At 69.1% G+C, this 15995-nt stretch carries 14 protein-coding genes and 1 riboswitch; of the genes, 8 read left to right on the top strand and 6 right to left on the bottom strand.

The window, feature by feature from the left end:
- Positions 1 to 73: 73 nt before the first annotated feature.
- The 3 genes from G412_RS0108620 (at position 74) to def (ending at position 3179) form a co-directional block, all read left to right on the top strand.
- On the top strand, positions 74 to 1348 hold the full coding sequence (locus G412_RS0108620) for an HD-GYP domain-containing protein (RefSeq protein WP_028811742.1): 1275 nt from the start codon (positions 74 to 76) through the stop codon (positions 1346 to 1348).
- A gap of 115 nt (positions 1349 to 1463) precedes the next feature.
- Positions 1464 to 2450, top strand: coding sequence for a tetratricopeptide repeat protein (locus tag G412_RS0108615; RefSeq protein ID WP_028811741.1), 987 nt, complete (start codon positions 1464 to 1466; stop codon positions 2448 to 2450).
- A gap of 96 nt (positions 2451 to 2546) precedes the next feature.
- Positions 2547 to 3179 carry a peptide deformylase gene (gene def / locus G412_RS0108610; protein ID WP_028811740.1) on the top strand — a complete coding sequence of 211 codons (633 nt, stop codon included), beginning with the start codon at positions 2547 to 2549 and terminating at the stop codon, positions 3177 to 3179.
- Between the two features lie 54 nt (positions 3180 to 3233).
- On the opposite strand, the gene G412_RS0108605 is transcribed toward def, so the two are convergent.
- Entirely contained in the window at positions 3234 to 4202 is a 969-nt protein-coding gene (locus G412_RS0108605) for a helix-turn-helix domain-containing protein (RefSeq protein WP_028811739.1), read from the bottom strand.
- A gap of 82 nt (positions 4203 to 4284) precedes the next feature.
- On the opposite strand from G412_RS0108605, the gene G412_RS39580 reads away from it, so the two are divergent.
- A complete protein-coding gene (locus tag G412_RS39580; RefSeq protein WP_028811738.1) occupies positions 4285 to 4503 on the top strand; it encodes a hypothetical protein in 219 nt (72 codons plus the stop codon).
- Between the two features lie 75 nt (positions 4504 to 4578).
- Here G412_RS39580 and G412_RS0108595 read toward each other — a convergent pair whose 3' ends face one another.
- Complete coding sequence (locus tag G412_RS0108595; RefSeq protein ID WP_028811737.1) at positions 4579 to 5601, bottom strand: ribonucleotide-diphosphate reductase subunit beta; 1023 nt, start codon at positions 5599 to 5601, stop codon at positions 4579 to 4581.
- A gap of 2 nt (positions 5602 to 5603) precedes the next feature.
- Positions 5604 to 8015 carry a ribonucleoside-diphosphate reductase subunit alpha gene (locus G412_RS0108590; RefSeq protein ID WP_028811736.1) on the bottom strand — a complete coding sequence of 804 codons (2412 nt, stop codon included), beginning with the start codon at positions 8013 to 8015 and terminating at the stop codon, positions 5604 to 5606.
- A 147-nt stretch (positions 8016 to 8162) separates the two neighbouring features.
- A riboswitch (cobalamin riboswitch) is annotated at positions 8163 to 8286 on the bottom strand.
- Between the two features lie 112 nt (positions 8287 to 8398).
- Between G412_RS0108590 and G412_RS0108585 the strand changes: the two genes are divergently transcribed.
- Positions 8399 to 8983 (top strand): Uma2 family endonuclease, encoded by a 585-nt coding sequence (locus G412_RS0108585; RefSeq protein WP_028811735.1) that lies wholly within the window; start codon positions 8399 to 8401, stop codon positions 8981 to 8983.
- A gap of 54 nt (positions 8984 to 9037) precedes the next feature.
- On the opposite strand, the gene G412_RS0108580 is transcribed toward G412_RS0108585, so the two are convergent.
- The 3 genes from G412_RS0108580 to G412_RS0108570 form a co-directional block, all read right to left on the bottom strand.
- A complete protein-coding gene (locus G412_RS0108580; protein ID WP_028811734.1) occupies positions 9038 to 9241 on the bottom strand; it encodes a YbdD/YjiX family protein in 204 nt (67 codons plus the stop codon).
- A complete protein-coding gene (locus G412_RS0108575) occupies positions 9238 to 11457 on the bottom strand; it encodes a carbon starvation CstA family protein (RefSeq protein WP_078606860.1) in 2220 nt (739 codons plus the stop codon). The genes G412_RS0108580 and G412_RS0108575 overlap by 4 nt, the downstream gene beginning before the upstream one ends.
- A gap of 253 nt (positions 11458 to 11710) precedes the next feature.
- Positions 11711 to 12478, bottom strand: a complete 768-nt coding sequence (locus tag G412_RS0108570) for a GntR family transcriptional regulator (RefSeq protein ID WP_028811732.1) — start codon at positions 12476 to 12478, stop codon at positions 11711 to 11713.
- Positions 12479 to 12762: 284 nt separating this feature from the next.
- On the opposite strand from G412_RS0108570, the gene G412_RS0108565 reads away from it, so the two are divergent.
- The 3 genes from G412_RS0108565 to G412_RS0108555 all read left to right on the top strand — a co-directional run bounded on the left by G412_RS0108565 (position 12763) and on the right by G412_RS0108555 (position 15993).
- Positions 12763 to 14043: an extracellular solute-binding protein gene (locus tag G412_RS0108565; RefSeq protein ID WP_028811731.1), complete on the top strand. Its 1281-nt coding sequence runs from the start codon at positions 12763 to 12765 to the stop codon at positions 14041 to 14043.
- Between the two features lie 79 nt (positions 14044 to 14122).
- On the top strand, positions 14123 to 15118 hold the full coding sequence (locus tag G412_RS0108560) for a carbohydrate ABC transporter permease (RefSeq protein ID WP_028811730.1): 996 nt from the start codon (positions 14123 to 14125) through the stop codon (positions 15116 to 15118).
- Positions 15115 to 15993: a carbohydrate ABC transporter permease gene (locus G412_RS0108555; protein WP_028811729.1), complete on the top strand. Its 879-nt coding sequence runs from the start codon at positions 15115 to 15117 to the stop codon at positions 15991 to 15993. Before G412_RS0108560 ends, G412_RS0108555 begins: the two co-directional genes overlap by 4 nt.
- Positions 15994 to 15995 lie beyond the last annotated feature (2 nt).

Below are 15995 nucleotides of genomic sequence, written 5' to 3'. Positions count from 1 at the left end.
CCGGGCCGAAGGGGTGTCCCGCGGAGTCTTTCCCGCGTAGAGGAAAAACCCCTCCGTCCGCGGAGCGTGGCACGTGAGGGGGCCGGTGCTCGCCCTCCTGCTCGTGTACGGCGCCGCCGTCGTCCTCACCGTCTATGCCCTCGGCGACACCCTCTGGTACGGGATAACCGCACCCGGTATCGCGCTCGCCTTCGGGGCGCTCATCGTCCTCGGTGAGCTTTCCCGGTGGGGCGTGCCGGGGGCCCCCTCCGCCCTGCCCGCCGAGCGCGAGCCCGCGCCGCTCGGCGCGGCCGGGGCACTCGCGTACGCCCTGCTCGGCCAGATAGCCGGGCAGCCCACCACCCACGGCGCCCTCCAGGTCGTCGCCGTCGTCGTCGCGGCCGCCCTCGCCGGCGCCGTGCCGCACATCGCCGCCGGGCACGGGCCCGCCCTCGACCACGTCGTCCGCCGCGTCCTCACCGTCGCGTTCGCCGCCGTCTGTTTTCAGCCGCTCTACAACTCCGGGCTCTGGGGGAAGTGGATCGGCCACGGGCCGTACCACGCGCTCCTACTCCTGCTTCTCCTCGTCCTCACCGCCCTGTGCGACGCCGTTCTCGCCGCCACCATGGCCCGCGCCCGCACCGGCTACCCGTACGGACCGCTCCTGCGCGACGAGCTGCGGGCGCTGCTCGGCATCGGCTCCGCCGTCTGTGCCACCGGCGCCGTCATGGCGCTCGGCGTCGCCGTCGCCGGGCTGTGGGCCCTGCCCGTCTTCTGCGTGCCCCTGCTGCTGACGCAGCTGTCCTTCCGCCGGTACGCCGCCGTCCGTACGACGTACCGCCAGACCATCACCTCACTCGCCCGCGCCACCGAGATCGCCGGGTACACCCCCCACGGCCACGCCCGACGCGTCGCGCTGCTCAGCCGCGCCGTCGGGCGTGAGCTGGGGCTCTCCGAGCCCGACCTCACCGTCCTGGAGTACGCGGCGCTGATGCACGACATCGGACAGCTCTCACTCCTCGACCCCGTCCCCGCCGGGGCCACCGCCTCGCTCCCGCCCGCCGAACAGCGGCGTATCGCCCTGCTGGGGGGAGCGGTCGTACGCCAGACCGGAGTCCCCGCCGAGGTCGCGGTGGTCGTGGAGCGGCAGGCGGACCCCTACCGGGAGCAGCCGCTTTCCGCACGTATCGTCCGCGCCGTCAATGCATACGACGATCTGTCGGGGGAAAGCGGAGGTGGACTGGGCGGGCCGCTCAGCGCCCTGGAACAGCTACGTCTGGGCACCGGCCGCGACTATCAGCCCGAGGTCGTGGAATCCCTGGCGCGTGTCCTGTCACGGGGCGGTCTGACCCCGTCCCCACCTGGGTAACCCATGGGTAATGAGCGGCCCTCCGACCCGGCATGGTTGGATGCGAAGAAGAGGAACAAGAGGGCGTCCGGGGGGACTGACCTTCAGCGACCGGCAGGCGGGACAGGCGGGAATCGTGAAGATCTTCGGGAAGGTACGGCATCGGCCATCCGCCTCGTGGCGGCAGGCCACCGACCGCGCGTTCACGCTGATCGGTGACGGTCGGTACGAGGACGCGGGAGCGCTGCTGACACGCGCGGCGGACCTCGAACCCTGGTTGTCGGAGTCCTGGTTCAACCTCGCGCTGCTGCACAAGTTCCGGCACGACTGGGAGCAGGCGCGCTCCGCCGGCCTGCGCGCCGTCGCGCTCCTCGACCGTGAGACGGGCGCTCCCGACTGGTGGAACGTCGGCATCGCGGCCACCGCCCTCCAGGACTGGCCGCTGGCCCGCCGCGCCTGGCAGGCGTACGGCCTGAAGGTCCCCGGCGAGCCCACCGAGAGCGGCGAGCCCCACGGCATGGAGCTGGGCAGCGCCGCCGTCCGCCTCTCGCCCGAGGGCGAGGCCGAGGTGGTGTGGGGCCGCAGGCTCGACCCGGCCCGGATCGAGGTGCTGTCGATCCCGCTGCCGTCCTCCGGGCGGCGCTGGGGCGAGGTCGTCCTGCACGACGGCGTACCGCACGGTGAGCGCGTCACCGCCGCGGGCCCGTCCTTCCCCGTGTTCGACGAGATCGAGCTGTGGGCGCCGTCGCCCGTGCCGACCTGGGTGGTCCTGCTGGAGGCGGCCACCGAGGCGGACCGGGACGCCCTGGAGCGGCTGGCGGCCGACGCGGGGTTCGCCGCCGAGGACTGGTCGTCGTCCGTACGGCTGCTCTGCCGCTCCTGCTCCGAGTCGCAGATGCCCAGCGACGAGGGCGACGGTGAGCACCTCGACCCGCACGACCACAGCGAACCGGGCCACCCCGGTCCGCTCGGGCACCGCACGGCCGGCGCCGGTGAGCTGTGGCTGCCGGAGCGCGAGTGCGGCATCGCGGCGCCCGCCGGACTGGTGCGCGGGCTGCTCGACGGGTGGGTCGCCGACAACCCCGACAGCCGCGAGTGGCGGGATCTCGAAGAAGTCTGCTGAGAAGTCCGCCGGAGCCTGCCCGTAGGCTGTACGGGCACCGGATCGGTATTTCTGGGTTTCTTGGGTTTCTGGGTTTGAGGAAGGCGTACGGCGGACATGGCGCAGCAGGAGACGGACCAGCAGGTCATCAACGACGGGTTCGTCGTGGACACGGAGAACACCGAGGAGCGCGAGCGGGCGTACCGCGAGCGCGGCACCGCCCGCCCCATCACCGTCGTCGGGAATCCGGTCCTCCACAAGGAGTGCAAGGACGTCACGGAGTTCGACGACAAGCTCGCCGCGCTGATCGACGACATGTTCGCCAGCCAGCGCGCGGCCGAGGGTGTCGGCCTGGCCGCCAACCAGATCGGTGTCGACCTCAAGGTCTTCGTCTACGACTGCCCGGACGACGACGGCGTACGCCACGTCGGCGTGGTCTGCAACCCGGTCCTCCAGGAGCTTCCGCAGGAGCAGCGCAACCTCGACGAGGCCAATGAGGGCTGCCTGTCCGTTCCGACGGCGTACGCCGAACTGGGCCGCCCCGACTACGCGGTGGTGCACGGCCAGGACGCCGAGGGCAACCCGATCAAGGTGCGCGGCACCGGCTACTTCGCGCGGTGCCTCCAGCACGAGACGGACCACCTGTACGGCTACCTGTACATCGACCGCCTGTCGAAGCGCGACCGCAAGGACGCGCTGAAGCAGATGGCCGAGGGCACGCCGCGCTACGAGACCGTCCCGAACGACTGATTTCCCCGCCGTTGTCACCAGCGGCTACCGCTCGCACGCGGCCGGCGCCAGGCCCTATGCGGCCATCGCCGGCCCCCGGAAGGTGCGGCGGTACGCGTTCGGGGTCGTCCCCAGTGACCGTACGAACTGATGGCGCAGCGCCGCCGCGTTCCCGAAGCCCGCGCGGCCCGCGATCGCGTCCACCGTGTCGTCGGTCGCCTCCAGCAACTCCTGCGCCAGCAGCACCCGCTGGCGCAGAAGCCAGCGGTACGGCGTCGTGCCCGTCTCCTGGAGGAAGCGCCGGGCGAACGTACGGGGCGACATGTGGGCCCGGTCCGCAAGCTGCTCCACGGTCATCTCCTGGTCCAGGTGCCGCTCCATCCAGGCCAGCACCCCGCCCACCGTGTCGCAGCGCACGTGCGTCAGCGGACGTTGGATGTACTGCGCCTGGCCGCCGTCGCGGTGCGGCGGTACGACCATGCGGCGGGCGATGGTGTTGGCGACCTCCGAGCCGTGCTCCTGCCGGACGAGATGCAGGCAGGCGTCGATCCCGGCGGCGGTCCCGGCCGACGTGATGACCGGACCGTCGTCGACGTACAGCACATCGGGCTCCACTATCGCGCGCGGATGGCGGCGGGCCAGCTCGTCGGAGTGCCGCCAGTGGGTCGTGCACCGGCGTCCGTCCAGCAGCCCCGCGGCCCCGAGTACGAACGCGCCCGAGCAGACGCTGAGCACCCGCGCCCCACGGTCGACGGCCCGGCGCAGGGCGTCGAGGAGCGGCTCGGGGTAGGTGCGGGCCTCGCAGTGCTGGTCGGCGGGGACAGCGATGAGATCGGCGCTCTCCAGCCGGTCGAGTCCGTGCGGTACGGCGATGGAGAAGGCGGCGGAGCGGGCGGCGAGGGGTCCCGGTTCGGCGGCGCAGACCGCGAAGTCGTAGACCGGCAGCCCCTGATCGCTCCGGTCCATTCCGAAGACCTCGCATATCACGCCGAGTTCGAAGGGGCTGACTCCGTCGACGAGCGCCACGGCCACGTTTTTCAGCATGCGAGCAGTGTGGCAGTAATTCGAGGTTCCATGACAGTCCTGCCACTGACTTTTCTTCACCGCGAAGACCAGAGTGGACGTCATGGAAACCTTCTTGAACTACCTCGCGGTCACCGTCCTCTTCGTACTCCTCACCCTCCCGTCGTTCATCGGCCACGCCCGGGAACGCCGCATCGACCGGCAGCTCAGGCAGGCCGAGAACCCCCGACCGCGCCAGCCCGAAACGGCCCGCAGCACGCCCGGCCGGCGGCCGGTGAGGCGGTCCATCGCGGCGGACGTGCTGTCGTCGGCCGGCAGGTGAACGATCAGCCGCTGGTCGTCGCCGGCTGGCGTTCGAGCGTCTCGTACGCCAGCCGCAGCTCCGCCAGATCTTCGACTAGAAGTCGTCGTCGAAGGCGACCGAGCCCTCGACCGCGACCTGGTACGCCGACGGGCGGCGCTCGAAGAAGTTCGTCAGCTCCTGCACGCCCTGGAGCTCCATGAAGGAGAACGGGTTCTGGGAGCCGTACACCGGCGGGAAACCGAGGCGCTCCAGGCGCTGGTCCGCGACGCACTGGAGGTACTCGCGCATCGACTCGGTGTTCATGCCGGGCAGGCCCTCGCCGCACAGGTCGCGGCCGAACTGGAGCTCCGCCTCGACGGCTTCCTTGAGCATGTCCGTGACCTGCTGCTGGAGGGCGTCGTCGAAGAGCTCCGGCTCCTCCTTGCGGACGGTGTCGACGACCTCGAAGGCGAAGTTCATGTGCATGGTCTCGTCGCGGAACACCCAGTTGGTGCCGGTCGCCAGGCCGTGCAGCAGGCCCCGCGAGCGGAACCAGTAGACGTACGCGAACGCGCCGTAGAAGAACAGGCCCTCGATGCACGCCGCGAAGCAGATCAGGTTCAGCAGGAAGCGGCGGCGGTCGGCCTGCGACTCCAGGCGGTCGATCTTCTCGACCGAGTCCATCCACTTGAAGCAGAACTGCGCCTTCTCGCGGATCGACGGGATCTCCTCCACCGCGTCGAACGCGGCGGCGCGGTCGTCCGGGTCGGGGAGGTAGGTGTCGAGCAGCGTCAAGTAGAACTGGACGTGCACGGCCTCCTCGAAGAGCTGGCGCGAGAGGTAGAGGCGCGCCTCGGGGGAGTTGATGTGCTTGTAGAGGGTCAGCACCAGGTTGTTGGAGACGATCGAGTCGCCCGTCGCGAAGAACGCGACCAGCCGGCCGATCATGTGCTGCTCACCGGGCGAGAGCTTCGCGAGGTCGGCGACGTCCGAGTGGAGGTCGACCTCCTCCACCGTCCACGTGTTCTTGATCGCGTCCCGGTAGCGCTCGTAGAAGTCCGGGTAGCGCATGGGGCGAAGGGTCAGCTCGAAGCCCGGGTCGAGAAGGTTTTTAGAGATTGCAGCCTTGTCACTCATGATTACTGGCACGCCTCGCAGGACTCGGGGTTCTCAAGGGAGCAGGCGATCGCGTCCGCGTCGGGGGCGGCCTGCTGCACGGGGATGGTGGCGGTGGGGGCGGCGGCAGCGGCCGCGCCGGAGCCGGCCGCGCGGGCGATGCGGGTCGCCGGGCGCGAGCGCAGGTAGTACGTCGTCTTCAGCCCCTTCTTCCAGGCGTACGCGTACATCGAGGAGAGCTTCCCGATGGTCGGCGTCTCCAGGAAGAGGTTCAGCGACTGCGACTGGTCGAGGTACGGCGTACGGGCCGCCGCCATGTCGATCAGGCCGCGCTGCGGGATCTCCCACGCGGTGCGGTAGAGGGCTCGTACCTCCTCGGGGATCCAGCTGAAGCCCTGCACCGAGCCGCTGGACTCGCGCAGCGCCTCCCGCGACTGGGCGTCCCAGACGCCGAGCTTCTTCAGGTCCTCCACCAAGTAGGCGTTGACCTGGAGGAATTCACCGCTGAGCGTCTCGCGCTTGAAAAGGTTGGAGACCTGCGGCTCGATGCACTCGTACACGCCCGCGATAGACGCGATGGTCGCGGTCGGCGCGATCGCGAGGAGCAGGGAGTTGCGCATTCCGGTCTTGGCGATACGGGCGCGCAGCGCGTCCCACCGCTCCGGCCAGGTGACCTCGACGCCGTAGTGGTCGGGGTGCAGGACGCCGCGCGCCGCGCGGGTCTTCTCCCAGGCCGGGAGCGGGCCGCTGACCTCGGCGAGGTCGCAGGACGCCTCGTACGCGGCGAGCATGATCCGCTCGGCGATCTTTGTGGAGAGGGCGAGCGCCTCGGGGGAGTCGAAGGGCAGGCGCAGCTTGAAGAAGACGTCCTGAAGGCCCATCGCGCCCAGGCCCACCGGGCGCCACTTGGCGTTGGAGCGGCCGGCCTGCTCGGTCGGGTAGAAGTTGATGTCCACGACGCGGTCGAGGAAGGTGACGGCCGTACGAACGGTCTCGTCCAGCCGCTCCCAGTCGATCTCGCCGTTCTGCGACACGAACGAACCGAGGTTGACCGAGCCGAGGTTGCAGACGGCCGTCTCGCCGTCGTCCGTCACCTCCAGGATCTCGGTGCAGAGGTTCGAGGAGTGGACGACGGAGCCGGGCTCGGCCGTCTGGTTCGCCGTACGGTTCGACGCGTCCTTGAACGTCATCCAGCCGTTGCCGGTCTGCGCCAGGGTGCGCATCATCCGGCCGTAGAGCTGGCGCGCGGGAATCGTCGTACGGGCCAGACCGTCCGCCTCTGCCTTGCGGTACGCCGCGTCGAACGCGTCGCCCCACAGGTCGACCAGCTCGGGAACGTCGGACGGCGAGAACAGCGACCAGTCGGCGTCGGCCTCGACACGGCGCATGAACTCGTCGGGGATCCAGTGCGCGAGGTTCAGGTTGTGCGTACGCCGCGCCTCCTCGCCCGTGTTGTCGCGCAGCTCAAGGAACTCCTCGATGTCCGCGTGCCACGTCTCCAGGTAGACGCAGGCGGCGCCCTTGCGGCGGCCGCCCTGGTTGACGGCGGCGACCGAGGAGTCGAGGGTGCGCAGGAAGGGGACGATGCCGTTGGAGTGGCCGTTCGTGCCGCGGATCAGGGAGCCACGGGCGCGGATGCGGGAGTACGAGAGGCCGATGCCGCCCGCGTGCTTGGAGAGGCGCGCGACCTCGTGGTAGCGGCCGTAGATCGAGTCGAGCTCGTCGAGCGGCGAGTCCAGCAGGTAGCAGGACGACATCTGCGGGTGGCGCGTACCGGAGTTGAAGAGCGTCGGCGAGGACGGGAGGTAGTCGAGGCGGCTCATCAGGCGGTACAGCGCGGCGACCTCGTCGGCGGCCGAGGGTGAGTTGTCCTTCGCCAGGCCGGACGCCACGCGCAGCATGAAGTGCTGCGGGGTCTCGATCACCTGACGGGTGATCGGGTGGCGCAGGAGGTAGCGGCTGTAGACCGTGCGCAGGCCGAAGTAACCGAAGCGGTCGTCTGCGGCTGGGTCGATCAGCGCGTCGAGGCTCGCCGCGTGGGCGGTTACGAACTCGGCCGTACGGTCGGCGATCAGGCCCTCGCGGTGCCCGACGGCAACCGACTCCGAGAAGGTACGGACGCCCTGCGTCGCCGCCTCGTCCCGGATCGTGCGGGTCAGCAGGCGGGCCGCGAGGCGGGAGTACGCCGGGTCCTCGGAGATCAGCCCGGCGGCGGCGTCGGTGGCGAGTCCCCGCAGCTCGGCCGCGTCCGACGCCGCGTTGCGGCCGCGGAGGGCGGCCGCGGCGACTCTGCCCGGGTCGGTGTCGGTGAGGTCGGCGGTGAGGTCGGTGAGGGTCCGCAGGAGCGCGGTTCCGGCTCCCTCGGTCCCGTCGGACGATTCCGTCGGCTCCGTCGATTCCGTGGCAGTTGCCGGATCGGCTGGCGCGATGGTCACGGGGTGCTCTCCCTCGCTCGGCTCGGGGCCGGCGGGGGGAGGAGTGGGGGCGTACGGGCGCACGTAACCCCTGAGGGGCGGCGGCGCGCCGCGTAGCATCCACAGGCCCAACCGCGAGGCCCGGACGTGTCGGTATCCGGTTCGGTCGAGCCGGATACGCCGTCGGCAGGTCTTCGGACTTCCGGGTGCACAAAAGCGCACCGATCACACCGTTGCGGGACAGTTCCGGATTCGCACCGGATTCCCCTGCGGCGACAGCGAGCATGAGCATACATGTGGGGGCGGTTGGGAGTTGCACCCCCCAGATGTTGTGTCACTCGGGAAGAGTGAAGGCGGCTGTCACAGCGCTCCGCTATCGTCGTGAGCACAAGGAGGTACGCCCCATGTCAGCGATCGACGACCGGCCCCACCTGTTCCCCGAAGAGTTCGACGAGGCCGCGCGCATACTGGCCCGCGCGACCGAGGGCGTGCGGCTGGAACTCATCGACGGGAGGCTGAGGAGCAGGGTTGGGCCGGACGGGGACCACGGGCGGACCATTCAGTGGCTGACGCGCATTTGCCTGCAGTCTCGCCCCGAGTTGTGGCTCTACCCCGGCCAGGGACTGAAGGTGCAGGCGTACCGGAAGGGCCGCGCCCGGCCCGACGGTTCGCTCGCGCCCAGCGGCGCCTTCGTCGGCCAGGGCGAGTGGGCCGATCCCGATTCCGTGCTGATGGTCGTCGAGGTCACCTCGTACGACACCGACACCGACCAGCGCGACCGGGTGGAGAAGCCGCGCGCCTACGCCGAGACCGGCATTCCGGTCTACCTGCTGATCGACCGGGACACCTGCGAGGTGACGGTCTACAGCGAGCCCGACGGCGTCCGGTACGAGAACGCGCACACCGTTCCGTTCGGTAAGCCTGTGGCGCTGCCGGGCCCGGTGGAAATCACCCTGGAGACCGAAGCCCTGAAGGAGTGGGTGCGCTGACGGCGACGGGCCGCCGCATCCCCCGAAGGGGTCGCGGCGGCCCGTATGAACCGCTCAGCAGCAGCGGAAGCCCTCGCGGGGGTCCGCCTCGCGGGCGTCCGTGCGGCTGCGTTCGAACGCGCGGCGGGTCATGACCGGCGCTCCGGGGTCGCAGGACCTCGCGTGCGCCACGTACCGGTCGTACGCCGACTCGCCGGTCAGCTCGCGGACGTACCAGCGGATACGGCCTGCCGCGCGCCGCACGTCCGTCAGAGTCATTCGGGCGTCCCCGACCCGACCGGCGCGGCCTCCTTGCGGTTGCCGCCCTCCGGGCCGACACCTGCCGCGACCAGCTCCGCCTTCTCCTCCTTCGTCGCGATGATCGACGCGGGGGCGACGAGCTTGGACTCGACGTACGGCGCCTCGTGGAGCTTGACGCTCTCGGGGTCGCGGATCGCCTTGAGGCAGACCCGGCCGGCGTCCGCGAGTACCACCACGATGAGGACCGCGAAGAGCGCGCACAGCACGCCGTCGACCGTGGAGTTGGTGACGACGGTGTGCATCTGGTCCATGTTTTTGGCGGGCGGCAGGACCTGTCCCGCGTCGATGCCCGCCTGGTACTTGTCGCGCTGGGCGAAGAAGCCGACCTTCACGTCGTCCGAGAAGATCTTCTGCCAGCTCGCGGTGAGCGTGACCGCCACGTCCCAGGCGAGCGGAACCGCCGTGACCCAGGCCCACTTCAGGCGGCCGGACTTGACGAGGAGCGTGGTGCAGACGGCGAGGGCGACGGCGGCCAGCAGTTGGTTGGCGATGCCGAACAGCGGGAAGAGCTGGTTGATGCCGCCCAGCGGGTCGTGCACGCCGACCCACAGGAAGTAGCCCCAGCCGCCCACGACGACCGCGCTGGCGAACCAGACGCCCGGCTTCCAGCTGACCTGGCGGAACGGCTTGTAGACGTTGCCCAGCATGTCCTGGAGCATGAAACGCCCGACGCGGGTGCCGGCGTCCACCGTGGTGAGGATGAACAGTGCCTCGAACATGATCGCGAAGTGATACCAGAACGCCTTCATCGCGGTGCCGCCGACGACGGCGGAGAAGATCTCCGACATGCCGAGCGCGAAGGTCGGCGCGCCACCGGTGCGCGACAGGAGGCTCTGCTCCTCGACGTCCTTCGCCGCCTGGGCCAGCGCCTCGGGGGAGATGGAGAAGCCGAGGTTGCCCACCGCCTGTGACGCGGACTGGACAGTGTCCCCGATCACGCCGGCCGGCGAGTTGATGGCGAAGTACAGACCGGGATCGATGATGCACGCCGTGATCATCGCCATGACCGCGACGAACGACTCGGTCAGCATCGCGCCGTAACCGATCATCCGGATCTGCGTCTCCTTCTGGACCATCTTCGGCGTGGTGCCGGAAGAGACCAGGGAGTGGAAGCCGGACAGCGCACCGCAGGCGATGGTGATGAAGACGAACGGGAACATCGACCCGGCGAAGACAGGGCCCGTGCCGCTGGTCGCGAAGTCGGTGACCGCCGGCATCTTCATCGTCGGCAGGGCGATGAAGACGCCGAGCGCGAGCAGCGCGATCGTGCCGACCTTCATGAAGGTGGAGAGGTAGTCGCGCGGAGCCAGCAGCAGCCAGACCGGGAGGACCGAGGCGAGGAAGCCGTAGATGATCATCCAGACGACGAGCGTGCCCGGCTCCAGCGTGAAGGTGTCCGCCCAGGAGGACTCCGCCACCCAGCCGCCCGAGACGATCGCGAGCAGGAGCAGCGCGACGCCGATGAGGGAGACCTCGCTGACCCGGCCGGGACGCAGTACGCGCAGGTAGACGCCCATGAAGAGAGCGATCGGGATGGTCATGCCGATGGAGAAGACGCCCCACGGGGAGTGCGCGAGCGCGTTCACGATGACCAGGGCCAGTACCGCCAGCAGGATGATCATGATGGCGAAGACCGCGACCAGCGCGGCGGCGCCGCCGAACGGCCCGATCTCGTCACGCGCCATCTGGCCGAGCGAACGGCCGTCGCGGCGGGTGGAGAAGAAGAGCGTCACCATGTCCTGGACGGCGCCGGCGAGGATGACGCCGACGATGATCCATATCGTGCCGGGCAGGTAGCCCATCTGCGCGGCGAGTACGGGGCCGACCAGCGGGCCCGCGCCCGCGATGGCGGCGAAGTGGTGCCCGAACAGGACGCGGCGGTCGGTGGGGTGGAAGTCCACTCCGTTGTCGAGCCGCTCGGCGGGGGTGGCCCGGTTCTTGTCGACCTTCAGGACGCGGTTGGCGATGAACCGTGAGTAGAAGCGGTACGCGATGGCGTACGAGCCGAGGGCCGCCGCCAGCATCCAGGCGGCGGAGACCTCTTCACCGCGCGAGAGGGCGAGTACGGCCCAGGCGATGGCGCCGACGAGCGCCACCGCGCTCCATACGGCGATGGACTTCGGGGACAGCGCCCGTTGTCTCTGGGCTGGCGTTGTCGACTGCGACTCCGGCATGACGATCCGTCCCCTCGCGCGATCTTTCTCGTAACGTGCGCGAAATCTAGGTCCTGTGACCGTCGTCCGTAACCCCCTGTCCGCATATCGGTACGGACACGGCCCGACCATTGCAGGTCAGGGCCGTACCAGAACACCACCTGTCCGGCCATCAGTCCGCAGCCCACGCCAGTCAGCCGGCCGCATCAGTCAGCCGGCCACGCCAGTCAGCCGGCCACGCCAGTCAGCCGGCCGCATCAGTCAGTCGGCCGCGTCAGTCCGTGGGCCGCTTGAGATTCGCCACGAACTTGTAGCGGTCGCCTCGGTAGACCGAGCGCACCCACTCCACCGGCTCGCCGTTCCCGTCGATCGAGTGCCGGGACAGCATCAGCATCGGCAGACCCACGTCCGTACCGAGCAGTCCCGCCTCGCGCGGGGTCGCCAGCGACGTCTCGATCGTCTCCTCGGCCTCCGCCAGGCGTACGCCGTACACCTCGGCCAGTGCCGTGTAGAGCGAGGTGTACTTCACGAGCGAGCGGCGCAGCGCCGGGAAGCGCTTCGCCGACAGGTGCGTCGTCTCGATCGCCATCGGCTCGCCGCTCGCCAGCCGCAGCCGCTCGATCCGCAGGACCCGGCCGCCCGGCGAGATGTCGAGCAGGCCGGCGAGCGTGTCGTCGGCGGTGACGTAACCGATGTCCAGGAGCTGGGAGGTGGGCTCCAGGCCCTGCGCCCGCATGTCCTCGGTGTACGACGTGAGTTGCAGCGCCTGCGAGACCTTCGGCTTGGCGACGAACGTGCCCTTGCCCTGGATCCGCTCCAGGCGCCCCTCGACGACCAGCTCCTGAAGCGCCTGGCGCACCGTCGTACGAGAGGTGTCGAACTCGGCGGCCAGCGTCCGCTCAGGCGGTACGGGCGTCCCAGGAGGCAGCGTTTCCGTCATGTCCAGCAAATGCCGCTTGAGCCGGTAATACTTGGGCACGCGCGCGGTGCGTGTCGCCGCCGCCGTGCCCTCGGCCTCCGTGCCGCCCCCGTCCGTGGCCATGACCCGCCTTCCCGACTTCTGTGCTGCTGCCGTCACCGGCTCCTCCGACTGTCGCGGCTCACATGGTGGCACGGCCTCGTCACAGGTCGTCGCCCTTGCTCAGGTGTCGGTCCGATAACGGACGCGAGAGCCCTTCTTATACACCCTTGACACCCCTAAAGGTCTAGGCCAAGCTCCCGGTACTGGTCTAAACCATTAAAGGCCAAGGTCCCACCCCCGGGCAGTACTTGTCGTAAGTCTTCGCGGTGGGCAGGGGGGTTGCAGGCATCCCTGAGGAGGGTGGCGTGAAGCGCAAGCTCATCGCGGCGATAGGCGTCGCGGGCATGATGGTCGGCATCGCCGCGTGTGGCGACTCGGGCAGCACGGGCGGTGGCGACGAGGCGAAGCCCAAGGAGCTCACGGTCTGGCTCACGGTCGACGCGCAGAACAACTGGCCCGAGCTGGTCGAGGCGGCGGACGACACGATCGCCAAGAAGTACCCGGGCATCAAGATCAAGCACGAGTACTACGGCTGGCCGGACAAGAACGCCAAGCTCGACGCCGTACTCGCCACGGACAAGGCTCCTGACGTCGTCGAGATGGGCAACTCGGAGATGGTCGGCTACATGGCCACCGGCGCCTTCGCCGAGGTCGACCCGTCGAAGTTCGACAAGTCGGCCGACTGGCTGGACGGCCTCAAGCTGTCCGTCACCTATGAGGGCAAGACCTACGGTGTGCCGTACTACGCCGGTGGCCGCGTGGGCACCTGGCGCAAGGACATCGCCGCCGACGCGGGCGTGAAGGCCGTGCCCAGGACGTACAAGGAGCTCACTTCCGCCCTGGACAAGATCCAGGAGAAGAAGGGCGACAAGTTCAGCGCCTGGTACCAGCCGTCGCCCGACTGGTACGCGGCCATGTCGTTCGTCTACGACGCCGGCGGCTCCATCGCCGAGCAGGACGGCGACCAGTGGAAGTCCAACCTGTCCTCGCCGGAGTCCCTCAAGGGCCTGGCCGAGTACAAGAAGATCCTCGACACGTACATGCACGCCGACAAGACCAAGGACGAGGCCGACCGCCCGATCGTCTTCGGCCAGGGCAAGGCCGCGACGATGTTCGCCGCCGCGTGGGAGGGCGGGACCGCCGCCGACCCGAAGAACGACAAGGTCGGCAAACTGGCCGACAAGATCGAGAGCTTCGTGATGCCCGGCCCGTCCGGCAAGAACCTCCCGGTCTTCCTCGGCGGCTCCGACCTGGCCATCCCGGTCAAGTCCGACGCCCAGGCCGTCGCGGGTGAGTGGATCAACGCGTTCACCGGCGCCAAGGGCCAGAAGGGCCTCATCGCCAAGGGCAACCTCCCCAACAACAAGACGGACCTGGAGCCTCTGAAGTCGGACCCGGCCACCGCTGTCCCGGCCACCGCCGCCGCGTCGAGCTGGTTCGTCCCCACCGCTCCCGGATGGGGCCAGGTCGAGAAGGCCAAGATCCTCCAGACCATGCTCAAGGAGATCGGCACCGGCAAGAAGTCGGTCGAGGCCGCCGCGAAGGCCGCCGACGCCGAGATCGACAAGGTCATCAACACCAAGTGACCTTCAGCGGGCAGGGTTTCGCCGGGTCGGCGGGGCCCTGCCCGCCCGCAGTAGGAGAGGGAGCTGTGAGGAGCGCGCGATGAGTGCCGCAGAGACAACCACCGCCGAGGTGCCGCCGACGCGGCCGTCGCCAACGCCGCGCACCGGGCCGGAAGTGCCGGGAAAACCCGCCAGGAAACCGTCCACCGGCGGGGCCGCTGTGCCGTGGGCGCTGCTCGCGCCCTGCCTGCTGGTCATCGTGCTCGTCATGGGCTATCCGCTGGTACGGCTGGTGACGCTCTCCTTCCAGAGCTTCGGCAAATCGGAGCTGTGGGGCTTCAAGGACGCCGAGTGGGTCGGCCTGAAGAACTTCAACGCCATCCTGGGAGACGGCGAGTTCTGGGCGGTCGTCGTACGGACCGTCGTCTTCACGGCCGGCGCCGTCATCCTCACCATGGTGCTCGGCATGCTGATCGCCCTGCTCATGCAGCGGGTGTCCGGCTGGGTCAAGGCACTCATCAGCATCGCCCTGGTGGCGAGCTGGGGCATGCCCATCATCGTCGCCACCGCCATTTTCAAGTGGATCTTCGACACTGATTACGGCGTACTCAACTGGCTGCTGAGCAAGCTGCCCGGAGTCGAGATGGTGGGCCACAACTGGTTTGCCAGCGGCCCGCAGGGCCTCGCCGTCATCACGCTGCTGGTCGTATGGGGCGCCGTGCCCTTCGTCGTGATCACACTCAGCGCCGGACTCACTCAGGTCCCCAAGGAGATGGAAGAGGCCGCCCGCCTCGACGGAGCCGGTGCCTGGGGTGTCTTCCGCTGGGTCACCCTGCCGATCCTCAAGCCCATCCTCGTCATGCTGACCACTCTCTCGGTGATCTGGGACATGGGCGTCTTCCCGCAGGTCTTCGTGATGCGGGGCGGCAACCCCGAAGCCGAGTTCCAGCTGCTCACCACGTACTCGTACCAGAAGGCGTTCGTCGTCAACGACTACTCCGGCGGCTCCGCGATCGCCCTGGTCACCGTGTTGCTGCTGCTGGGTGTGGTGGCCGTCTACATGCGTCAGATGCTCAAGATCGGAGAGGTGGAGTGACCTCGACCACCGCGGCTCCCGCCGGCGTCCACAGCCTCAAAAGCCGCCCCCGCAAGGGCAGGAGGGGCAAGACCGGCTGGAACGCCGTCGGCCTCCTGGTCTTCGTCGTCATGGGCTTCCCGGTCTACTGGATGCTCAACACGGCGTTCAAGCCCGCCAAGGACGCGATCGACCCCAACCCGCAGTTCTTCCCCAGCCCGTTCGCGCTGGAGAACTTCAGGCGGGCGTTCGACGTCGCGGACTTCTGGGGACCGGTCGGGCGCAGCCTGGCCGTCTCCTCCGTCGTGGTCGTCATCGGCATCGTGGTCGGCATGCTCGCCGCGCTCGCCATCTCGCGGTTCGCCTTCCGGGGCCGCAAGATCGTGATCGTCGGCATCCTCGCGGTCCAGATGGTCCCGCTGGTCGCCATGATCATCCCGGTCTTCCTGCTCCTGAACGAGTTCGGCCAGTACGACAAGATCACCGGTTTGATCGTCACGTACCTGACCTTCATCCTTCCCTTCACCGTGTGGACGCTGCGCGGTTTCATCGTGAACATCCCCAAGGAGCTGGAGGAGGCGGCCATGGTCGACGGCTGCACGCGCTCCGGGGCGTTCCTCCGGGTCGTCTTCCCGCTGCTCGCCCCCGGAATGGTCGCCACCTCCGTCTACGGATTCATCCAGGCGTGGAACGAGTACCTGTACGCGCTGATGCTGATGAGCCAGCAGAACCAGACCGCCACCGTCTGGCTCGGCAACTTCACCACCAAGCACGGAACCGAGTACGCCCCGATGATGGCCGGCGCCACGATGATGGCCGTCCCCATCGTGATCCTCTTCCTCCTCGTCCAGCGCAAGATGGCCGCAGGTCTGACGGCCGGCGCAGTGAAGGGATAACG

It is taken from the genome of Streptomyces flavidovirens DSM 40150 (genome assembly GCF_000429085.1).
GTDB lineage: Bacteria > Actinomycetota > Actinomycetes > Streptomycetales > Streptomycetaceae > Streptomyces > Streptomyces flavidovirens.
Note: the sequence above shows the minus strand (reverse complement) of the source record. Positions and strands in the feature narration are given on the sequence as shown.